The organism is Kitasatospora sp. NPDC114501 (genome assembly GCF_055633695.1).
In genome coordinates, this window is the sequence record NZ_JBVKDS010000002.1 from 155,069 (window position 1) to 171,129 (window position 16,061).

Sequence of the window (16,061 nt, forward strand, 5' to 3'; positions counted from 1 at the left end):
GCCGGCGGGGACTACCCGGACGCCACGGTGACGTCGAAGCCGCCGCCCGCCACCCGGGCGTGCAGCCCCTCGCCGGGCGCGGCCTGCGCCGGGTCGGTCACCACCGTGCCGTCCGCCCGCTGGAGCACCGCGTAGCCGCGCTCCAGGGTGGCCGCCGGGGAGAGCGCCACCACCCGGGCCAGGGTGTGCCCGAGGTCGCTCTGCGCGTGGTCCAGCCGGTGCCGCAGGGTGCGCCGGGCCCGCTCCAGCAGGCCGTCCACCTCCTGCCCGCGCCCGTCCAGCATCCGGTGCGGGGCGGCCAGCGCCGGGCGGCTGCGCACCCCGTCCAGCCCGTGCTGCTCGCGCTCGACCCGGGACAGCACGTGCCGGCGGGCGCGGTCGCGCAGCTGGCGGACCTTGGCCAGCTCCTCGCCGACGTCCGGAACCACCCGTTTGGCCGCGTCGGTCGGGGTGGAGGCGCGCAGGTCGGCCACGAAGTCCAGCAGCGGCTGGTCCGGCTCGTGCCCGATCGCGCTCACCACCGGCGTACGGGCGGCCGCGACCAGCCGCACCAGGCCCTCGTCCGAGAACGGCAGCAGGTCCTCCACGCTGCCGCCGCCGCGGGCCACCACGATGACGTCCACCTCGGGGTGCTCGTCCAGCTCCCGCACGGCCGCGCTCACCCGCTCCACCGCGCTGACCCCCTGCACCGGGACGTTGCGCACCTCGAAGCGGACGGCCGGCCAGCGCCGCCGGGCGTTCTCCAGGACGTCCCGCTCGGCCGCCGAGCCGCGCCCGGTGACCAGCCCGACGCACTGCGGCAGGAACGGCAGCGGCTTCTTGCGCTCGGCCGCGAACAGGCCCTCCCCGGCGAGCCGCCGCTTCAGCTGCTCCAGCCGGGCCAGCAGCTCGCCGAGCCCCACCGGGCGGATCTCCGCGGCGCGCAGCGACAGCTGCCCGCGCGCCGCGTACCACTCCGGCTTGGCGTGCACGACGACCCGCGCGCCCTCCTGCACCACGTCCGCGACCTGGTCGAACACCGAGCGGAAGCAGGTCACCGTGAGCGACACGTCGGCCTGCGGGTCGCGCAGGGTCAGGAACACCACGCCCGCCCCGGGGCGGCGGCTGAGCTGGGTGATCTGCCCCTCCACCCAGACCGCGCCGAGCCGGTCGATCCAGCCGCCGATCAGCGCGGAGACCTTGCCGACCGGGAGCGGTGCTTCGGGGGAGCTGGTGTTGGCCATGCGTACGAGGCTAGCGGCGCGGGCCGACACGGCCGAGACCGCCGCGGGGGCCGCCCCGGCCGGCGGCGCCCTGGACGGCGAGCACGACCAGGCCGACCGCCAGCCAGACCAGCCCGACGATCTGCGCGGTGGTCGAGGCCTCGTACACCACCGCCCCGATCACCGCGATCCCCAGCACCGGCACGACCACGTGCGGCAGCCACCGCCGCGAGCCGTGCCGCACCGCGTACCAGCCGACCACCGAGGCGTGCAGCAGCGCGAAGGCGGTCAGCGCGCCGACGTTCACCACCGAGGTGAGCTGGTCCAGCCCGTCGTCCCGCTCGGCCGCCCAGACCGCCGCCGCCATCGTGATCACCGCGGCCGCCAGCAGCGCCCGGCGCGGCACCGCGCTGGCCGGGTCGACCGTGCCGAGCAGGCGCGGCAGCCGGCCGTCCCGGCCCATCGCGAAGACCAGCCGGCCGGCCGCGGCCTGCCCGGCCAGGGCCGCGAAGGCCGCGCCGATCGCCTTGCTGGCCGCCACCAGCACGTGCAGCCAGTGGCCGACGCCGCTCTCCACGGTGTCGTAGAAGGCCGAGCCCTGCGCCGCCGGGTCGGCGGCCAGCTGCTGCGGGCCGGTCGGCTCCAGCACCGCCGCCAGGTAGGTCTGGGCGACGAACAGCACCCCGGCCAGCGCCAGGCACCAGAGCACCGCCCGGGCCACCGCCGCCGAGGCGCCGACCGCCTCCTCCACGAAGGTGGCGATCGCGTCGAAGCCCAGGTAGGAGAGCACCGCGACGGACACCGCCGAGAGCACCGCGGTCAGCGAGAAGTCGCCGACGGCGGTGAACGGGCTGTCCCAGCCGCGCCGGGCGCCGTCCTGGGCCAGCGCCACCACGGCCGCGGCCACGAACACCGCCAGCACCGCGATCTCCATCGCGAGCACCGCGAAGCCGACCGCCGCCGCCGTCCGCACCCCGACCAGGTTGAGCGCGGTGGTCACCACGACCGCGAGCGCCGTCCAGACCCAGCGCGAGACGTCCGGCACCAGGGAGTTCAGCGCGATCCCGGAGAACAGGTAGGCCACCGCGGGGATCAGGAGGTAGTCGAGCATCGCCATCCAGCCGGCGATGAAGCCCGGGCCCTCGCCCAGCCCGGCCCGCGCGTAGGCGAACACCGAGCCGGTCTGCGGCACCGCGCGCACCATCTGGGTGTACGAGACGGCGGTGAAGCCCATCGCCACCGTCGCGGCCAGGTAGACCGTGGCGACGGCGCCGTGGCTCTTGGCGTCCAGCACGCCGAACACGCCGACCGGGGCCATCGGGGCGATGAACAGCAGTCCGTAGACCATCAGATCGCGGACGCCCAGGCTGCGGCGCAGGCCGCTCGGCGTCACCTGCTCGCTCACAGAGCTCATAGACACCATATTTTGTGTGCTGTTGACCGGGTCTGCACGGAAAGTGCCCGGCGTCGGCGCGGCGTCCCGTCGGAGGCCGGGACGGCGAGCGCCGGGCGCGGCCGCCCGTACGATGGAGCCATGTCCAAGACCGCGCAGCGCCGTGTCCTGCTCGCCGCCCCCCGGGGCTACTGCGCGGGAGTCGACCGCGCCGTGATCGCCGTGGAGAAGGCCCTGGAGCAGTACGGGGCGCCCATCTACGTCCGCAAGCAGATCGTCCACAACAAGTACGTGGTGCAGACCCTGGAGAAGAAGGGCGCGATCTTCGTCGACGAGACGGAGGAGGTGCCCGAGGGCTCGATCGTCGTCTTCTCCGCGCACGGCGTCGCCCCGTCCGTCCACGACGAGGCGCGGGCCGGCAAGCTCGCCACCATCGACGCGACCTGCCCGCTGGTCACCAAGGTGCACAAGGAGGCCGTGCGCTTCGCCGACGAGGGCTTCGACATCCTGCTGGTGGGCCACGAGGGCCACGAGGAGGTCATCGGCACCATGGGCGAGGCCCCGGACCGGATCCACCTGGTGGACGGTGCCGAGGACGTCGCCAACGTGCGGGTCCGGGACGAGTCCAAGGTGGTCTGGCTGTCCCAGACCACCCTCTCGGTGGACGAGACCATGGCCACCGTCGGCGAGCTGAAGAACCGCTTCCCGGCGCTGGTCAGCCCGCCCAGCGACGACATCTGCTACGCCACCCAGAACCGCCAGGTCGCGGTCAAGCAGCTGGCCCCGGAGGCCGACCTGCTGATCGTGGTCGGCTCCAGGAACTCCTCCAACTCCGTCCGCCTGGTCGAGGTCGGCCTGGAGTACGGCGCCAAGGCCGCCCACCTGGTGGACTTCGCCGAGGAGATCCGCGAGGAGTGGCTGGAGGGCGTCACCACGGTCGGCCTGACCAGCGGCGCCTCGGTGCCGGAGATCCTGGTCGACGGCGTGCTGGAGTTCCTGGCCGCGCGCGGTTACGACACGGTCGAGACGGTCAAGACCGCCGAGGAGCACCTGATCTTCTCGCTGCCCAAGGAACTGCGCCGCGACCTGCGCGCCGAGGCGGCGGGCAAGCTCTGACCCACCCGGAAGGGCCGGTACCCCGTGGGGGTGCCGGCCCTTTCCGCTGTGCCGGCGTCCCGCTGTGCGGCGTGCCGTCGCGCGGTGTCCTGTGCACGGTGTCCTGTTCCGCGGTGTCCGCTGTGCGCGCCCGGGCGGGCTCTCGTAGCTTTGTGCACAGGCTGTGGACAATTCACCGGCCGCGGACCGGCCCGGTCCGCGGCCGACGGCGGAGGGTGGACGGGATGACGGCGGTATTCGGCGTGGACATCGGCGGCTCGGGTATCAAGGGCGCGCCCGTCGACCTCGCCCGGGGTGCGCTCACCCAGGAGCGCCACAAGGTGCTCACCCCGCAGCCGTCCGCCCCCGAGGCCGTGGTCGCCGCCGTCTGCGAGGTGATCCGCCACTTCGACCACCAGGGCCCGGTCGGGCTGACCTTCCCCGGCGTGGTGGTCGACGGCCGCACCAGGACGGCGGCCAACGTCGACAAGGGCTGGATCGGCCTGGACGCGGCCGGTCTCTTCCGCCAGGCACTGGGGATGCCCGCGACCGTCCTGAACGACGCGGACGCGGCCGGGCTGGCCGAGCTGACGCACGGCGCCGGGCGGGGCGAGTCGGGCGTGGTCCTGGTGCTCACCTTCGGCACCGGCATCGGCAGCGCCCTGTTCGTGGACGGCGTGCTGGTGCCCAACACCGAGCTGGGCCACCTGGAGGTGCGCGGCAAGGACGCCGAGCGCCGGGCCTCCTCGGCCGCCAAGGAGCGGCACGGGCTGAACTGGGAGGAGTGGGCCGGGCGGGTCGACGAGTACCTGGACGTGGTGGAGACGCTGTTCTCGCCGCGGCTGATCGTGATCGGCGGCGGGGTCAGCCGCAAGCACGAGAAGTTCCTGCCGCTGCTGAAGGACCGCGCGGCGCGGATCGTGCCGGCGGAGCTGCGCAACGACGCGGGCATCGTGGGAGCCGCCATGGCGGCGGCCGGGGCGGAGGTCTGAGGGCCCCCGGCGCTGCCGCTCGGCGGGTACGGCCTCAGCGGGCGCGGTGGATCCGGCGCTGGGCGACGAACCGGGCGAGCACGATCAGCGCGGCCAGCCCGGTGCCGGAGAACAGCCACCCGGCGCGCAGCGCCAGCCCGGTCGCCAGCGAGACCACCTGGGCGGTGACGCCCGGGGAGCTCACCGGTTCGAGCAGCAGCAGCGCGAGGGCGAAGGCGATCGGGCCGCTGATCGGTGCGGCCAGCAGGTCGGCGTAGCGCACCCGGACGGCCAGCTGGAAGCAGACCACCAGGTAGCCGAGGCCGAACAGCCAGCCCAGGCCGTCGAACAGCAGCCGGTCCACGCCCGCCACCGCGAGCGTCGCCAGGACGGCGGCCACCCCGGTGCCGACGGCCGTCAGCCGGGCCGGCCGGCCGGTGCGCCGCCGCCCGTACAGCTGCTCGTCGCCGCGCCCGCGCAGGGGGAGGCGCAGCCGCAGTCGGGGGCCGGCCGGGCGAGGTGCGCCGGACGGGCCGGCCACCGCGCGCAGCCGGGAGGCGGGGACGGACCCGGAGGGGGTTCCGGCGGCCCCGGTTGCCCGGCCCGGACCGGGGACGGCGGCTGCGGCCGCGCCGGTCGGCGGACGGCGTCTGGGCCCTGGCGGCTGGGTACGGATGCTCTGCTCCACCCGCCCAACGTACGGTCCGATCATCGCCACACTGTGTAATGGACCGTTCAGGTCTTGCCCCGTGTCTCCGGGCGGAGTAGTCATGTGATCGTCACTCAGCTCGGCTGACCTGCGCGGTCGCGCCGACGCACGACGACCACCGGATCCGTCCACGGGTCTCCGCACAGGGGAACAACATGACCGATTTCACGTTCGAACGGCTCGATCACGTCCAGATCGACATCCCGGCCGGTGCCGAGGACGAGTGCCGCGCCTTCTGGTCCGGCGTGCTCGGCATGACCGAGCTGGCGAAGCCGCCGGTGCTGGCCGCCCGAGGCGGCTGCTGGTTCCGCGGCGGCGGGGTCGAGGTGCACCTGGGCGTGACCCCGGACTTCCGTCCGTCCCGCAAGGGGCACCCGGGCATCCTGGTCCACTCGCTGGACGCGCTGGCCGACCGCCTCACCGCGCACGGCCACCAGGTGACCTGGGACGACAACCTGCCCGGCCGCCGCCGCTTCTACGCCGACGACAGCCTGGGCAACCGGCTGGAGTTCCTGGAGCCCCGGGCGGCGGCGACCGAGGAGTGAGGCGGGGCGGGGGCTGCCCGTAGACTTGGGGGTCGGCCCGTACGGTGCCGACCCAACTCCTCCAAGCCCACGGGACTGCGCTTCATGTCGCTCACGATCGGAATCGTCGGCCTGCCGAACGTCGGCAAGTCGACCCTGTTCAACGCCCTGACCAAGAACGACGTGCTGGCGGCCAACTACCCGTTCGCCACGATCGAGCCGAACGTCGGCGTGGTCGGCGTCCCGGACGAGCGGCTGGCCAAGCTCGCCGAGATCTTCGGCTCCCAGCGCATCCTCCCGGCGACCGTCGACTTCGTCGACATCGCCGGCATCGTGCGCGGCGCCAGCGAGGGTGAGGGTCTGGGCAACAAGTTCCTCGCCAACATCCGCGAGTCGGACGCGATCTGCCAGGTCGTGCGCGCCTTCACCGACCCGGACGTGGTGCACGTGGACGGCAAGGTGTCGCCCAAGGACGACATCGAGACCATCCACACCGAGCTGATCCTGGCCGACCTCCAGACCATCGAGAAGGTCCTGCCGCGGCTCCAGAAGGAGGCGCGCCTCAAGAAGGAGACCGCCCCCGTGCTGGCCGCCGCCGAGGCCGCGCAGGCGATCCTGGAGACCGGTAAGACCCTCTTCGAGGCCGGCTTCGACACCGCCCCGATCCGCGACCTCCACCTGCTGACCGCCAAGCCCTTCCTCTACGTCTTCAACGTGGACGAGGACGAGCTGGCCGACGAGGACTTCAAGAAGGCCCAGCGCGAGTTGGTCGCCCCGGCCGAGGCGATCTTCCTGAACGCCAAGATCGAGTCCGAGCTGATCGAGCTGGACGACGCCGAGGCCCTGGAGCTCCTGCAGTCCATGGGCCAGGAGGAGCCCGGCCTCGCCACCCTCGCCCGGGTCGGCTTCGACACCCTCGGCCTCCAGACCTACCTGACGGCCGGCCCCAAGGAAGCCCGCGCCTGGACCATCAAGAAGGGCGCCACCGCCCCCGAGGCCGCCGGAGTCATCCACACCGACTTCCAGAAGGGCTTCATCAAGGCCGAGGTGATCTCCTTCGCCGACCTGGTCGAGACCGGCTCCATCGCCGACGCCCGCAGCAAGGGCAAGGCCCGCATCGAGGGCAAGGAGTACGTCATGCAGGACGGCGACGTCGTGGAGTTCCGCTTCAACGTGTGATCAAACCGTTGCTGAATGTCACTTGATGTGGCAAGCGTGCGGGTCGGAGAGGGGTGGACTCCATGGAGTCCGCCCCTCTCCTCATTTCCGTGCTGACTGGGTGCTGACTTGCGGGAGTCCGTACCGGCCGTCGATCCGCCCGGAAGCCCTCGCTCGAGTGGTGCGTCATCCGGTACTGCTCGCCGAAGGGGTGCACCCATGTCCATCACCGCGAGCGAGGCCCGCAGGGACCTCTTCCCGTTGATCAAGAAGGTCAACGAGGATCATGACGCCGTCGAGATCGTGTCCAAGCACGGAAATGCCGTGCTCGTCTCCGCCGAGGATTACGCCTCCTTGCGCGAAGGCTCCTACCTCTTGCGTTCGCCGGCGAACGCGCGTCGCCTGCTGAAGGCGTACGACAACGCGCTGGACGGCATAGGGCTGCACCGGCCCGTGGCCGTACGGGTCAGGCCGTCCGGTGGCCCGGAGTCCTCAGCCGATGGTGACGGTGAGCAGGCCGTCGGGGGCGGCGGTGACGGTGACGGTGGTGAGGGTGGCGGCGTGGGCGTCGGGGTGGTGGGGGAGGGCGCGCGGGCCGATGCCGACGACGCGGATGCCGGCGGCCCTGGCCGCGGCGATGCCGGCGCCGGAGTCCTCGAAGGCGAGGCAGTCGGCGGGGGCGAAGCCGACGGCGGCGGCGCCCTTGAGGAAGCCCTCGGGGTCGGGCTTGCTGGCGCCGACGGACTCCGCGGTGACCAGGACGGGCGGCAGCGGCAGCCCGGCGGCGGCCATCCGGACCCGGGCGAGCGGCTGGTCGGCGGAGGTGACCAGGGCGTGCGGGTGGCCGGCCAGCGAGGCGAGGAAGGCGGCGGCGCCGGGCACCGGGACGACGCCCTCGGTGTCGGCGCGCTCCTCCGCGAGAATCCGCTCGTTGTCGGCCAGGTTGAGCTCGACCGGGCGGTCCGGAAGGAAGTGGGCCATGGTCGCGTGGCCCTGGCGGCCGTGCGCGACGGCGAGCACCTCGGCCGGGTCCAGGCCGTGCCGCTCGGCCCAGCGGGTGAAGCAGCGCTCGACCACGGCGTCGGAGTCGACCAGGGTGCCGTCCATGTCGAGGAGGACGGCGCGGGCGGTCAGCCGTTGGGGGGTGGCGGGCATGGGGCGGCTCCTCTGGGAACGGGCGGCGAGCTTTTGTTTAGCAATGATACAAAAGATCAGTCGCGTTCGAGCAGGTGGGCGTTGACCGCGCGGGCCTCGTCGGCCAGCTCCGGCAGCTCCACCACCTCGACCCCGGCCGCCGCCAGCAGCGCGGTGCCCTGGCAGTCGGTGACGAACAGGTCCGGCTCGCGCCAGGCGACCACCACCCGCGGCACGCCCGCCGCGACGAGCAGCCGGGCGCACGGCACCGGCCGTGAGGCGCGCTGTCCGCAGGGCTCCAGCGAGCTGTAGACGGTCGCCCCGCGCAGCCGCGGGTCGCCCGCCGGGAGCTTGGCCAGGGCCGCCTCCTCGGCGTGGTCGTGCGGGTCCGTCTCCCGGCTGTAGCCCTCCGCCAGCACCGTGCCGTCGGCGCCGACGATCACCGCGCCGACCGAGAAGGCCGTCTCGGACGGCGGGCACCGGCGGGAGAGTTCGACGGCCCGGCGCAGGTGGTCGAGGTCGGTGGACGCGGACTGGGTCACGGCGCGGGCTCCTTGGGGGCGTAGCTGAGCAGGACGACGTCGCCCACGGTACGTGCCTCCAGCAGCCGCATCCGCCGGGCCGGGCCGCCCGGGAACGCGGCCGGGCGGACGAACCGGGGCGCCTCGGCCTGGCCGACCAGCAGCGGGGCGACGGCCAACTGGAGTTCGTCCGCGAGGCCCTGGGCCAGGAACTGGGTGTGCACGCCGCCGCCGCCCTCGACCATCAGCCGCCGCACCCCGCGGGTGCCCAGGTCGTCCAGCACCGCGCCGAGGTCCACCGCGCCGCCCAGTGCGACCACCTCGGCCAGCCCCTCCAGCCGGGGGCGCAGCACCGCCGCCCCGGCGTCCGTGGTGTAGGCGAGCCGGGCGCCGCCGGTGTGCCAGAACCGCAGGTCGGCGCCGAGTTCGCCGCTCGCGGAGAGCGTCACCTTCAGCGGGTGCTCGGGCCGGCCGGACGCCACCCGGGCGGCCCGGCGCCCGGGGTCGTTGACCAGCAGTCGCGGGTTGTCGGCGCGCAGGGTGTTGCCGCCGACCAGGATCGCGTCGGCGGCCGCGCGCTCCTCGTCGACCCGGTCGAAGTCGGCGGCGTTGGAGAGCAGCAGCCGGTCGGGGGAGGCGTCGTCGAGGTGGCCGTCGAGCGAGACGGCGGCGCTCAGCAGGACGTAGGGGCGCGGGCCGGGCATGGGCGGGGACCGTTCTGTCGGGGGCGCCTCCACGGTACGGCGGCCGGGTGCCGCCCGAGGCGGGTGGGATCGAAATGTGAGACGGATCTTCTCGGGATTCGGGACGGCGAGTAGCGTCGGAGGCGCCGCGGAGCACCGCGGCCGACCGCAGTCGTCGCCACGCCCAGGGGGACCCCATGACCGGACCGCAGCCCGCCGCCGTCTACACCCACGGCCACCAGGAGGCCGTGCTGCGCTCGCACCGTTCCCGCACCGCCGCCGACTCGGCCGGCTACCTGCTGCCCGAACTGCGGCCCGGGCAGGCCCTGTTGGACGTCGGTTGCGGGCCCGGCACGATCACCGCGGACCTGGCCCGGCTGGTCGGCCCGCAGGGGCGGGTGGTCGCGGTGGACACCTCCGACGAGGTGCTGGAGCAGGCCGCCGGGCACCTCGCCGGGCTGGGACTGTCCAATGTCGTCGTCGAGCGCGCCGACGTGCACCGACTGCCGTACCGGGACGGCGAGTTCGACGTGGTGCACGCCCACCAGGTGCTCCAGCACGTGGCCGACCCGGTGGCCGCGCTGCGCGAGCTGCGGCGGGTGACCGCGCCGGGCGGGGTGGTCGCGGTCCGTGACGTCGACTACGCCTCGATGACCTGGTTCCCCGAGGTGCCCGCGCTGGACCGGTGGCTGGAGCTGTACCGGCGGACCGCCCGTGCCAACGGCGGCGAGCCGGACGCCGGCCGGCGGCTGCTGTCCTGGGCCCGCGCGGCCGGCTTCACCGACGTCACCGCCGGCGCCTCCACCTGGACGTACGCGACGCCCGAGCAGCGTGCCTGGTGGGGTGGGATGTGGGCGGACCGGGTGACGGGCACCGCGCTGGGCCGGACGGCGGTCGGGCTGGGCTTCGCGGACGAGGGCGAGCTGGGCCGGATCGCGGACGGCTGGCGGGAGTGGAGTGCCGCCGGGGACGGCTGGTTCTCGATGCTGCACGGCGAGGTCCTGGCCCGGGGCTGAGCCGACCGCTCCGGCTGGGCGGCGGAGGGCGGACCGGGAGGGCGGGCAGGCGTTCGGAAAGATCGGGTAAAGTCGCGCGACCGTTCAGATCGGGCCCGTTCGGGTCCGAGCCATGATGCCGAGCGCCGAGCCGACGCCCGTTCCGGCGGGTTGGGGGAGTCCACGTGTCCAAGCCTGAGTCCGGGCCGCCCGTCCCGGGGCCGGAGTCGCCCGCGGTCACGGGGACCGGCGCGGACGCGGGTACCGACGCGGGTGCTGACGCGGCCACGGATCCGGCGCAGGCGCCGACGGCCGGTCAGGACCCCCGGGTGGACTTCCGCAAGGACGCTGCCGAGCCTGCCCCGAGCCCCGTCGAGCCCGTCCCCGTCGAGCCCGAGCCCGGGCAGCCCGCCCCCGTCGACCCCTGGGCCGCACCCGACTTCTCCGCCGGTCCGTCCGCCGCCCCGGCCCCGGCCCCGCCCGCCGCCGTCCCGCCGTCGGCCGCCCCGCCCCAGCCGCCGCACCCGCTGCCCGCCGGCGGCTGGGCCTCCGTCATCCCCGCCGCCCAGTCCGGCTTCCAGCCCGCCCACCCCTACGCCCCGGTCCCAGGTGCGGGCGCGGGCCCCGGCCAGGGCCCGGCCGCCGCCCCCTTCCCCGGGTACCTCCCCGGCCCCGCCCCCACCAACGGCTTCGCGGTCGGCTCCCTGGTCACCGGGCTGCTCCTGGTCGCCCCGGTGGCCCTGGTGTTCGGCATCCTCGCGCTGGTCCAGATCAAGCGCCGCCGGGAGCGCGGCTCCGGCATGGCGGTGACCGGCCTGGTGCTCGGCACGATCGGCACGGTGCTACTGGCCCTCCTGCTGGGCGCGGCCGACTTCAGCTCGCCGCGGGCCGGCCGCTTCGGCCAGGCCCCGAAGGCGCCGGCCGGTTCGGTGCACTGGTCCGATCTCAGGGCCGGCGACTGCTACGACTCCCCCGAGGGCGGGTCGACGGCGGACGGCAACGGCGACGCGACGGTGTACTGGGTGCACCGGGTGGCCTGCGCCGAGCCGCACCACGGCGAGGTGGCGGGCACCGCCGAGATCCCGAGCGGCACCGGCCTCTATCCGGGGGAGAGCGAGGCCCGTGAGTCGGCCGGCCGGCTGTGCCGCACGGTGCTGGACGGCTACGCGCTCGACCAGTGGGTCGTCCCGGACGGCATGGACGACGTCTACCTCTACCCGACCGCCCGGAACTGGGAGTCCGGCGCGCGGTCCGTCACCTGCGCCTTCGAGGACCGCGACGACCGGCACCAGGGGACGGTCCGCACCGACCGGAGCCGCCTGACCGCGCCCCAGCTGGCCTACCTGGAGGCCGTCCGCAGCTTCAACGACGTCTACCTGGACCCGCCGGACGGGGACCCCGCCGGGGCCGAGGCCGAGTACCGGGCGTGGGCCCGGCGGGTGGCCGTGGCCTCCCGGACCGAGGCGGCGGTGCTGGGCGGGCTGTCGGTGCCCTGGCCGGCCGCCGTCCAGCCGAACATCGCCAAGCTGGTCGAAGCCCAGTCCCAGGCGGCCGCCGCCTGGGACGCCGCGGCCTCCGGCGACGACGTGGCGGGCGACGTCCGCCGGGCCAGGGCGCTGGTGGCCAGGACGGCGCCGACGAACCTGGAGGTCCGCCGGGGGCTGGGGCTGTCCACCGGCGAGCAGGCGCCCGACCTGCGGGTCTGAGCGGCCGTGCACCCGGTTACCGGCCGTTGACCGCGCCCGTACCTGCCGGTAACCCGCCGGCCGTACGGTCGTGGGCACGTCCCCGGCCCGACCCCCACGCGAGCCGGGGACCAGCTCGGCCGGTCCCGGAGCAGCACGGCCCGCGGAGCCCCCCGGTACGCTCCCGCCATGGGGACCTACCGGGTGATGCGGCAGGACGACAACGGCAACCGCTTCCTGGTCGCCAGGGACCTCGACCGGGCCGGGGCCCGGCGGCTGGCCGCCGAGTTCGAGGCCCGCGGCCACAAGCAGATGTACTGGGTCGAGGCGGACGGGGAGGCCCGGCCGGAGGCGGCGGACGGGACGGTCCGCAACGCCTGAGCCGCACCGCGACAGGTCGTAGGGTCGGGGCCATGGACGCGACCCACGCCAGCCACCCCACGCCCGGGACACCCGGCAGCCCCGCCGCTCCCGCCAGTCCCACGACCCCCGCCGCCCCCGAGACCCCCGCCCCCCGGATCGTGGTCGGCGGCGCGCTGGTCCGCGACGGCCGGGTGCTCGCCGCCCGGCGCAGCGCGCCCGAGTCGGTGGCCGGCCGGTGGGAGTTCCCCGGCGGGAAGGCCGAGCCCGGCGAGACCGAGGCGCAGGCACTGGAGCGGGAGCTGCTGGAGGAACTGGGCGTCCGGGCGCGCGCGCTGACCCGGCTGCCGGGCGCGTGGGCCGTGCGCCCCGGCCTGGAGCTGCGCTTCTGGGCCGCGGAACTGCTGGCCGGCGAGCCGCGCGCACTTGAGGACCACGACGCGCTGCGCTGGCTCGGCCCGGACGAGCTGGACGCCGTGGACTGGATCGACCACGACCGTGACGTGCTGCCGCACGTCGCCCGCCTGCTGAGGACGGACGCCCGGGCAGGGGCCCGGACCGCCCCCCGGGCAGGCGCCCGCGCGGACGCCCGGACAGGGGCCCCGGACGGCGTGCCGACGGCGGGCGACGCGCCGTCCGCCGGGTAGGTCAATCGGACAAGACGACCCAGGGCCCGGGATAGCCTGGGTGCTGCTGGGTATGTCACTTTTCGGCACTATTCGTCACCATCGGTGAGCCGTCCCCAGCCGGCGACGCCGATCCCGACCAGAGCCGGAGGCCCCGTCGGTGTCGAGTACCGGGAACGGCGGCGGGGGAGAGCGGCGGCCAGGATCCGCGGGGAGCGCCGCCGCCCGCGCCCGACTGCGCCGCGCCGCCCGTCCGGCCGCCCCCCAGCCGTCCGTCGGCCGTCGCCGCGGCGGCACCGTCGAGGCCCCCGACACCGTGCGGCCCGACCATCCCGCGCCGACCCTGGCGGTGGCCGACCCCGGCGCCCGGTCCGGCCTGCGCAGCCGCCCCGCCCGGCCGTTCCCCGGCGGGCCCGCCGACGCCCAGGGCGGCCACGGCACGGCCGCCGAGGGCAGCCTGCTGGACATGCTCAAGGTCGCCATCGCGATCCTGGACACCGCGGGCCGGGTGGTGCTCTGGAGCCCGGCCGCCGAGGAACTGCTCGGCTGGCCGAACGAGCTGCTGGTCGGCCGCCGGATCGACGAACTGATCCCCGACCGGGAGCAGGTCGCCCGGATCAGGGCCGCGATCCAGGACACCCTGCGGCACGGCCGCTGGGCCGGCTACACCGAGCTGCGCGACCGGGACGGCCTGCCGGTCGCCGTGGACGCCCGGATCTCCCTCCTGGTGGACGGCGACGGCACCCCGTTCCTTCAGGTCAACATGGCCGAGGCGGCCGCCGTCCGGGCCGTCGAGCGGGACCTCGCGGTGCGCGACGCGCTGTTCGAGCAGTCCCCGCTGGGCATCGCCATCATGGACACCGAGCTGCGCTACACCGCCGTCAACCGGACCCTCGCCGAGATGAACGGCGTCGCCCCGGAGGACCACGTCGGCCGCACCACGGGGGAGACCCTGCCGGAGCGGGCCGCCGACGAGATCACCGCCATCCAGCGCCAGGTGCTGGCCACCGGCGAGCCGGTCATCGACGTCACCCTGGCCTCCCCGGTCACCACCCGGGCCGGCTACCGCTCGATCTCCTACAGCCGGATGACCGACCGCTCCGGCCGGGTCCTCGGCATCTCCGGCACCGTGATGGACGTGACCGAGCGCTACCGGGCGGTCGCCAAGGTCGAGCACGCCCGGCGCCGGCTCTCGCTGCTCAACGAGTTCGGCTCCCGGGTCGGCGACCTGCTGGACGCCTCCCGGATCGCCCAGGAGCTGGCCGGCTCGGTCGTCCCCCGGCTGACCGACCACTCGGCGGTGATCCTGCTCCAGGCCGTCGCGCACGGTGACGACCTGCCCCGGCACGGCCACGACCGGCGCACCTCGCTGCTCCAGCTCGGCACCGCCTCCGTCCAGGACGGCCCCGAGGTGGAGGTGATGCTGCGCCGCGGCGCCCGGATCACCTTCGCCGAGGAGTCGGTCTGCGGCCGGGTGCTGCGCACCGGCGTGCCCGAGCTGCTCTCCGGTGCCGAGCAGCTGGACGACGTCACCTACCCCGGCGACCCGAAGATGCAGGCCGCCCGGGACCTCGGCGTGCACTCGACGCTGGTCGTGCCGCTGCGCGCCCGCGGCATCGTGATCGGCCTGCTGCTGGTCAGCCGGGCCGGCTACCGCGAGGGCTTCGACCGGGACGACCTGGCCTTCACCGTCGAGCTGGCCGACCGGGCCGGCAGCTCGCTGGACAACGCCCGCCTCTACGCCCGCGAGCGCACCGCCGCGCTCACCCTCCAGCGCACCCTGCTCCCGCAGCAGGTCCCGCAGCCCACTGGCGTCGAGGTCGCCTACCGGTACGTCCCGGGCAGCAGCGGCACCGAGGTCGGCGGCGACTGGTTCGACGTCATCCCGCTGCCCGGCGACCGCACCGCGCTGGTGGTCGGCGACGTGATGGGCCACGGCCTGCGGGCCGCCGCCACCATGGGGCGGCTGCGCACCGCCGTCCGGGTGCTGGCCGCCCTCGACCTGCCGCCGGACGTCCTGCTGCGGCACGTCCACGAGCTGGCCGACGACCTCGCCCAGGGCCCGGATGAGGCGCTGCTGGCCACCTGCGTCTACGCGGTCTTCGACCCGGCGACGGCCCGGCTCACCGTCGCCAAGGCCGGGCACATCCCGCCGGTGCTGGTGGTGCCGGGCAAGGACGCCGGGGAGCCGACCCGCACCGGTGGCCGGCTGCCGGGCGGCACCGGCCGCATCCTCGACCTGCCCTCCGGTGCCCCGCTCGGCGTGGGCGGAGTTCCGTTCGAATCGGTCGAACTGAAGATCCCCGAGGGCAGCCTGCTGGCGCTGTGCACCGACGGCCTGGTCGAGTCCCGGGACAAGGACCTGGACGTCGGCCTCGGCCGACTGGTCACCGTGCTCCAGGAGCCGCACGCCTCCATCCAGGCCGCCTGCGAGGCGGTGCTGGACACCATGGAGCAGGGCCGGGAGCCGGACGACGTCGCACTGCTGCTGGCCCGGCTCGGCCACGGCCAGGCCGGCACCCCGACGGCGGGCTGGACCCTGCCGGCCGAGCCCACTGCCGTCTCCCGGGCCCGTCGGCTGGTCCGCGCCACGCTCGTCGAGTGGGGCGTCGAGGAGCTCACCGACACCGCCGAACTGCTGGTCAGCGAGCTGGTCACGAACGCCGTCCGGTACGCCAGCGCCCCCATCGGGGTACGGCTGACGCTCGGCGAGACGCTGCTGGTCGAGGTCTCCGACCCGCTGCCCGACCCGCCCCGGGAGCGGCACGCGGCCGAGGCCGACGAGGGCGGGCGCGGTCTGGAGCTGGTCCACCGGCTGGCGCTGCGCTGGGGCGCCCGGGCCGAGGGCATCGGCAAGGTGGTCTGGTTCGAGCAGGCGCTGCCGGGTAATGAGTCCGACGGATCGTGAGCGGAGCGAACAGCAGGGGAGCGGTGCCGCATATGCCATCGGGCGCTCAGGGGGAGCGCGCGCTCCGGAAGGGGGCGCGAGCGTGGCATTGTGGTTG

13 protein-coding genes and 2 pseudogenes are annotated in these 16,061 nt (G+C 75.0%); 10 read left to right on the top strand and 5 right to left on the bottom strand.

The window, feature by feature from the left end:
• Window positions 1–11 precede the first annotated feature (11 nt).
• Together xseA and ACZ7RU_RS04255 are read right to left on the bottom strand one after the other, a co-directional pair.
• The gene (gene xseA, locus ACZ7RU_RS04250) at window positions 12–1,223 is read right to left on the bottom strand and encodes an exodeoxyribonuclease VII large subunit (protein WP_470339421.1); all 1,212 of its coding nucleotides are present in this window, start codon (window positions 1,221–1,223) and stop codon (window positions 12–14) included.
• A 10-nt stretch (window positions 1,224–1,233) separates the two neighbouring features.
• Window positions 1,234–2,616 carry an APC family permease gene (locus tag ACZ7RU_RS04255; RefSeq protein WP_470339422.1) on the bottom strand — a complete coding sequence of 461 codons (1,383 nt, stop codon included), beginning with the start codon at window positions 2,614–2,616 and terminating at the stop codon, window positions 1,234–1,236.
• Between the two features lie 120 nt (window positions 2,617–2,736).
• On the opposite strand from ACZ7RU_RS04255, the gene ACZ7RU_RS04260 reads away from it, so the two are divergent.
• On the top strand, window positions 2,737–3,711 hold the full coding sequence (locus ACZ7RU_RS04260; protein ID WP_470339423.1) for a 4-hydroxy-3-methylbut-2-enyl diphosphate reductase: 975 nt from the start codon (window positions 2,737–2,739) through the stop codon (window positions 3,709–3,711).
• Between the two features lie 224 nt (window positions 3,712–3,935).
• The gene (gene ppgK, locus ACZ7RU_RS04265; RefSeq protein WP_470339424.1) at window positions 3,936–4,682 is read left to right on the top strand and encodes a polyphosphate--glucose phosphotransferase; all 747 of its coding nucleotides are present in this window, start codon (window positions 3,936–3,938) and stop codon (window positions 4,680–4,682) included.
• A 34-nt stretch (window positions 4,683–4,716) separates the two neighbouring features.
• On the opposite strand, the gene ACZ7RU_RS04270 is transcribed toward ppgK, so the two are convergent.
• Window positions 4,717–5,349, bottom strand: coding sequence for a DUF6542 domain-containing protein (locus ACZ7RU_RS04270; protein WP_470339425.1), 633 nt, complete (start codon window positions 5,347–5,349; stop codon window positions 4,717–4,719).
• 176 nt (window positions 5,350–5,525) lie between these two features.
• On the opposite strand from ACZ7RU_RS04270, the gene ACZ7RU_RS04275 reads away from it, so the two are divergent.
• The 3 genes and pseudogenes from ACZ7RU_RS04275 to ACZ7RU_RS04285 form a co-directional block, all read left to right on the top strand.
• On the top strand, window positions 5,526–5,915 hold the full coding sequence (locus ACZ7RU_RS04275) for a VOC family protein (RefSeq protein WP_470339426.1): 390 nt from the start codon (window positions 5,526–5,528) through the stop codon (window positions 5,913–5,915).
• Between the two features lie 84 nt (window positions 5,916–5,999).
• Complete coding sequence (gene ychF / locus ACZ7RU_RS04280) at window positions 6,000–7,073, top strand: redox-regulated ATPase YchF (RefSeq protein WP_470339427.1); 1,074 nt, start codon at window positions 6,000–6,002, stop codon at window positions 7,071–7,073.
• A 198-nt stretch (window positions 7,074–7,271) separates the two neighbouring features.
• A pseudogene (locus ACZ7RU_RS04285) lies at window positions 7,272–7,496 on the top strand (type II toxin-antitoxin system Phd/YefM family antitoxin); the annotation flags it as partial.
• A 48-nt stretch (window positions 7,497–7,544) separates the two neighbouring features.
• Here ACZ7RU_RS04285 and ACZ7RU_RS04290 read toward each other — a convergent pair.
• Both ACZ7RU_RS04290 and ACZ7RU_RS04295 read right to left on the bottom strand, forming a co-directional pair.
• The gene (locus ACZ7RU_RS04290; protein WP_470339428.1) at window positions 7,545–8,207 is read right to left on the bottom strand and encodes an HAD-IA family hydrolase; all 663 of its coding nucleotides are present in this window, start codon (window positions 8,205–8,207) and stop codon (window positions 7,545–7,547) included.
• 56 nt (window positions 8,208–8,263) lie between these two features.
• Window positions 8,264–9,411 (bottom strand): annotated as a pseudogene (locus ACZ7RU_RS04295) (dihydrofolate reductase family protein).
• Between the two features lie 176 nt (window positions 9,412–9,587).
• On the opposite strand from ACZ7RU_RS04295, the gene ACZ7RU_RS04300 reads away from it, so the two are divergent.
• From ACZ7RU_RS04300 to ACZ7RU_RS04320, 5 genes are all read left to right on the top strand, one after another.
• Window positions 9,588–10,406, top strand: a complete 819-nt coding sequence (locus tag ACZ7RU_RS04300; RefSeq protein WP_470339429.1) for a methyltransferase domain-containing protein — start codon at window positions 9,588–9,590, stop codon at window positions 10,404–10,406.
• 308 nt (window positions 10,407–10,714) lie between these two features.
• Window positions 10,715–12,091, top strand: a complete 1,377-nt coding sequence (locus ACZ7RU_RS04305; RefSeq protein ID WP_470339430.1) for a DUF4190 domain-containing protein — start codon at window positions 10,715–10,717, stop codon at window positions 12,089–12,091.
• A gap of 168 nt (window positions 12,092–12,259) precedes the next feature.
• Window positions 12,260–12,451 (top strand): SPOR domain-containing protein, encoded by a 192-nt coding sequence (locus ACZ7RU_RS04310; RefSeq protein ID WP_470339431.1) that lies wholly within the window; start codon window positions 12,260–12,262, stop codon window positions 12,449–12,451.
• A gap of 32 nt (window positions 12,452–12,483) precedes the next feature.
• Complete coding sequence (locus ACZ7RU_RS04315) at window positions 12,484–13,077, top strand: NUDIX domain-containing protein (RefSeq protein WP_470339432.1); 594 nt, start codon at window positions 12,484–12,486, stop codon at window positions 13,075–13,077.
• Between the two features lie 139 nt (window positions 13,078–13,216).
• Window positions 13,217–15,964, top strand: a complete 2,748-nt coding sequence (locus ACZ7RU_RS04320) for a SpoIIE family protein phosphatase (RefSeq protein WP_470339433.1) — start codon at window positions 13,217–13,219, stop codon at window positions 15,962–15,964.
• Window positions 15,965–16,061 lie beyond the last annotated feature (97 nt).

What these genes read in the sequence shown, in the direction of transcription:
- ACZ7RU_RS04275 (WP_470339426.1), top strand. Translation starts at nt 5,526, where the DNA reads ATGACCGATTTCACGTTCGAACGGCTCGATCACGTCCAGATCGACATC.
- ACZ7RU_RS04255 (WP_470339422.1), bottom strand. Translation starts at nt 2,616, where the DNA reads ATGAGCTCTGTGAGCGAGCAGGTGACGCCGAGCGGCCTGCGCCGCAGC.
- ACZ7RU_RS04315 (WP_470339432.1), top strand. Translation starts at nt 12,484, where the DNA reads ATGGACGCGACCCACGCCAGCCACCCCACGCCCGGGACACCCGGCAGC.
- ACZ7RU_RS04310 (WP_470339431.1), top strand. Translation starts at nt 12,260, where the DNA reads ATGGGGACCTACCGGGTGATGCGGCAGGACGACAACGGCAACCGCTTC.
- ACZ7RU_RS04290 (WP_470339428.1), bottom strand. Translation starts at nt 8,207, where the DNA reads ATGCCCGCCACCCCCCAACGGCTGACCGCCCGCGCCGTCCTCCTCGAC.
- ychF (WP_470339427.1), top strand. Translation starts at nt 6,000, where the DNA reads ATGTCGCTCACGATCGGAATCGTCGGCCTGCCGAACGTCGGCAAGTCG.
- ppgK (WP_470339424.1), top strand. Translation starts at nt 3,936, where the DNA reads ATGACGGCGGTATTCGGCGTGGACATCGGCGGCTCGGGTATCAAGGGC.
- ACZ7RU_RS04260 (WP_470339423.1), top strand. Translation starts at nt 2,737, where the DNA reads ATGTCCAAGACCGCGCAGCGCCGTGTCCTGCTCGCCGCCCCCCGGGGC.
- xseA (WP_470339421.1), bottom strand. Translation starts at nt 1,223, where the DNA reads ATGGCCAACACCAGCTCCCCCGAAGCACCGCTCCCGGTCGGCAAGGTC.
- ACZ7RU_RS04300 (WP_470339429.1), top strand. Translation starts at nt 9,588, where the DNA reads ATGACCGGACCGCAGCCCGCCGCCGTCTACACCCACGGCCACCAGGAG.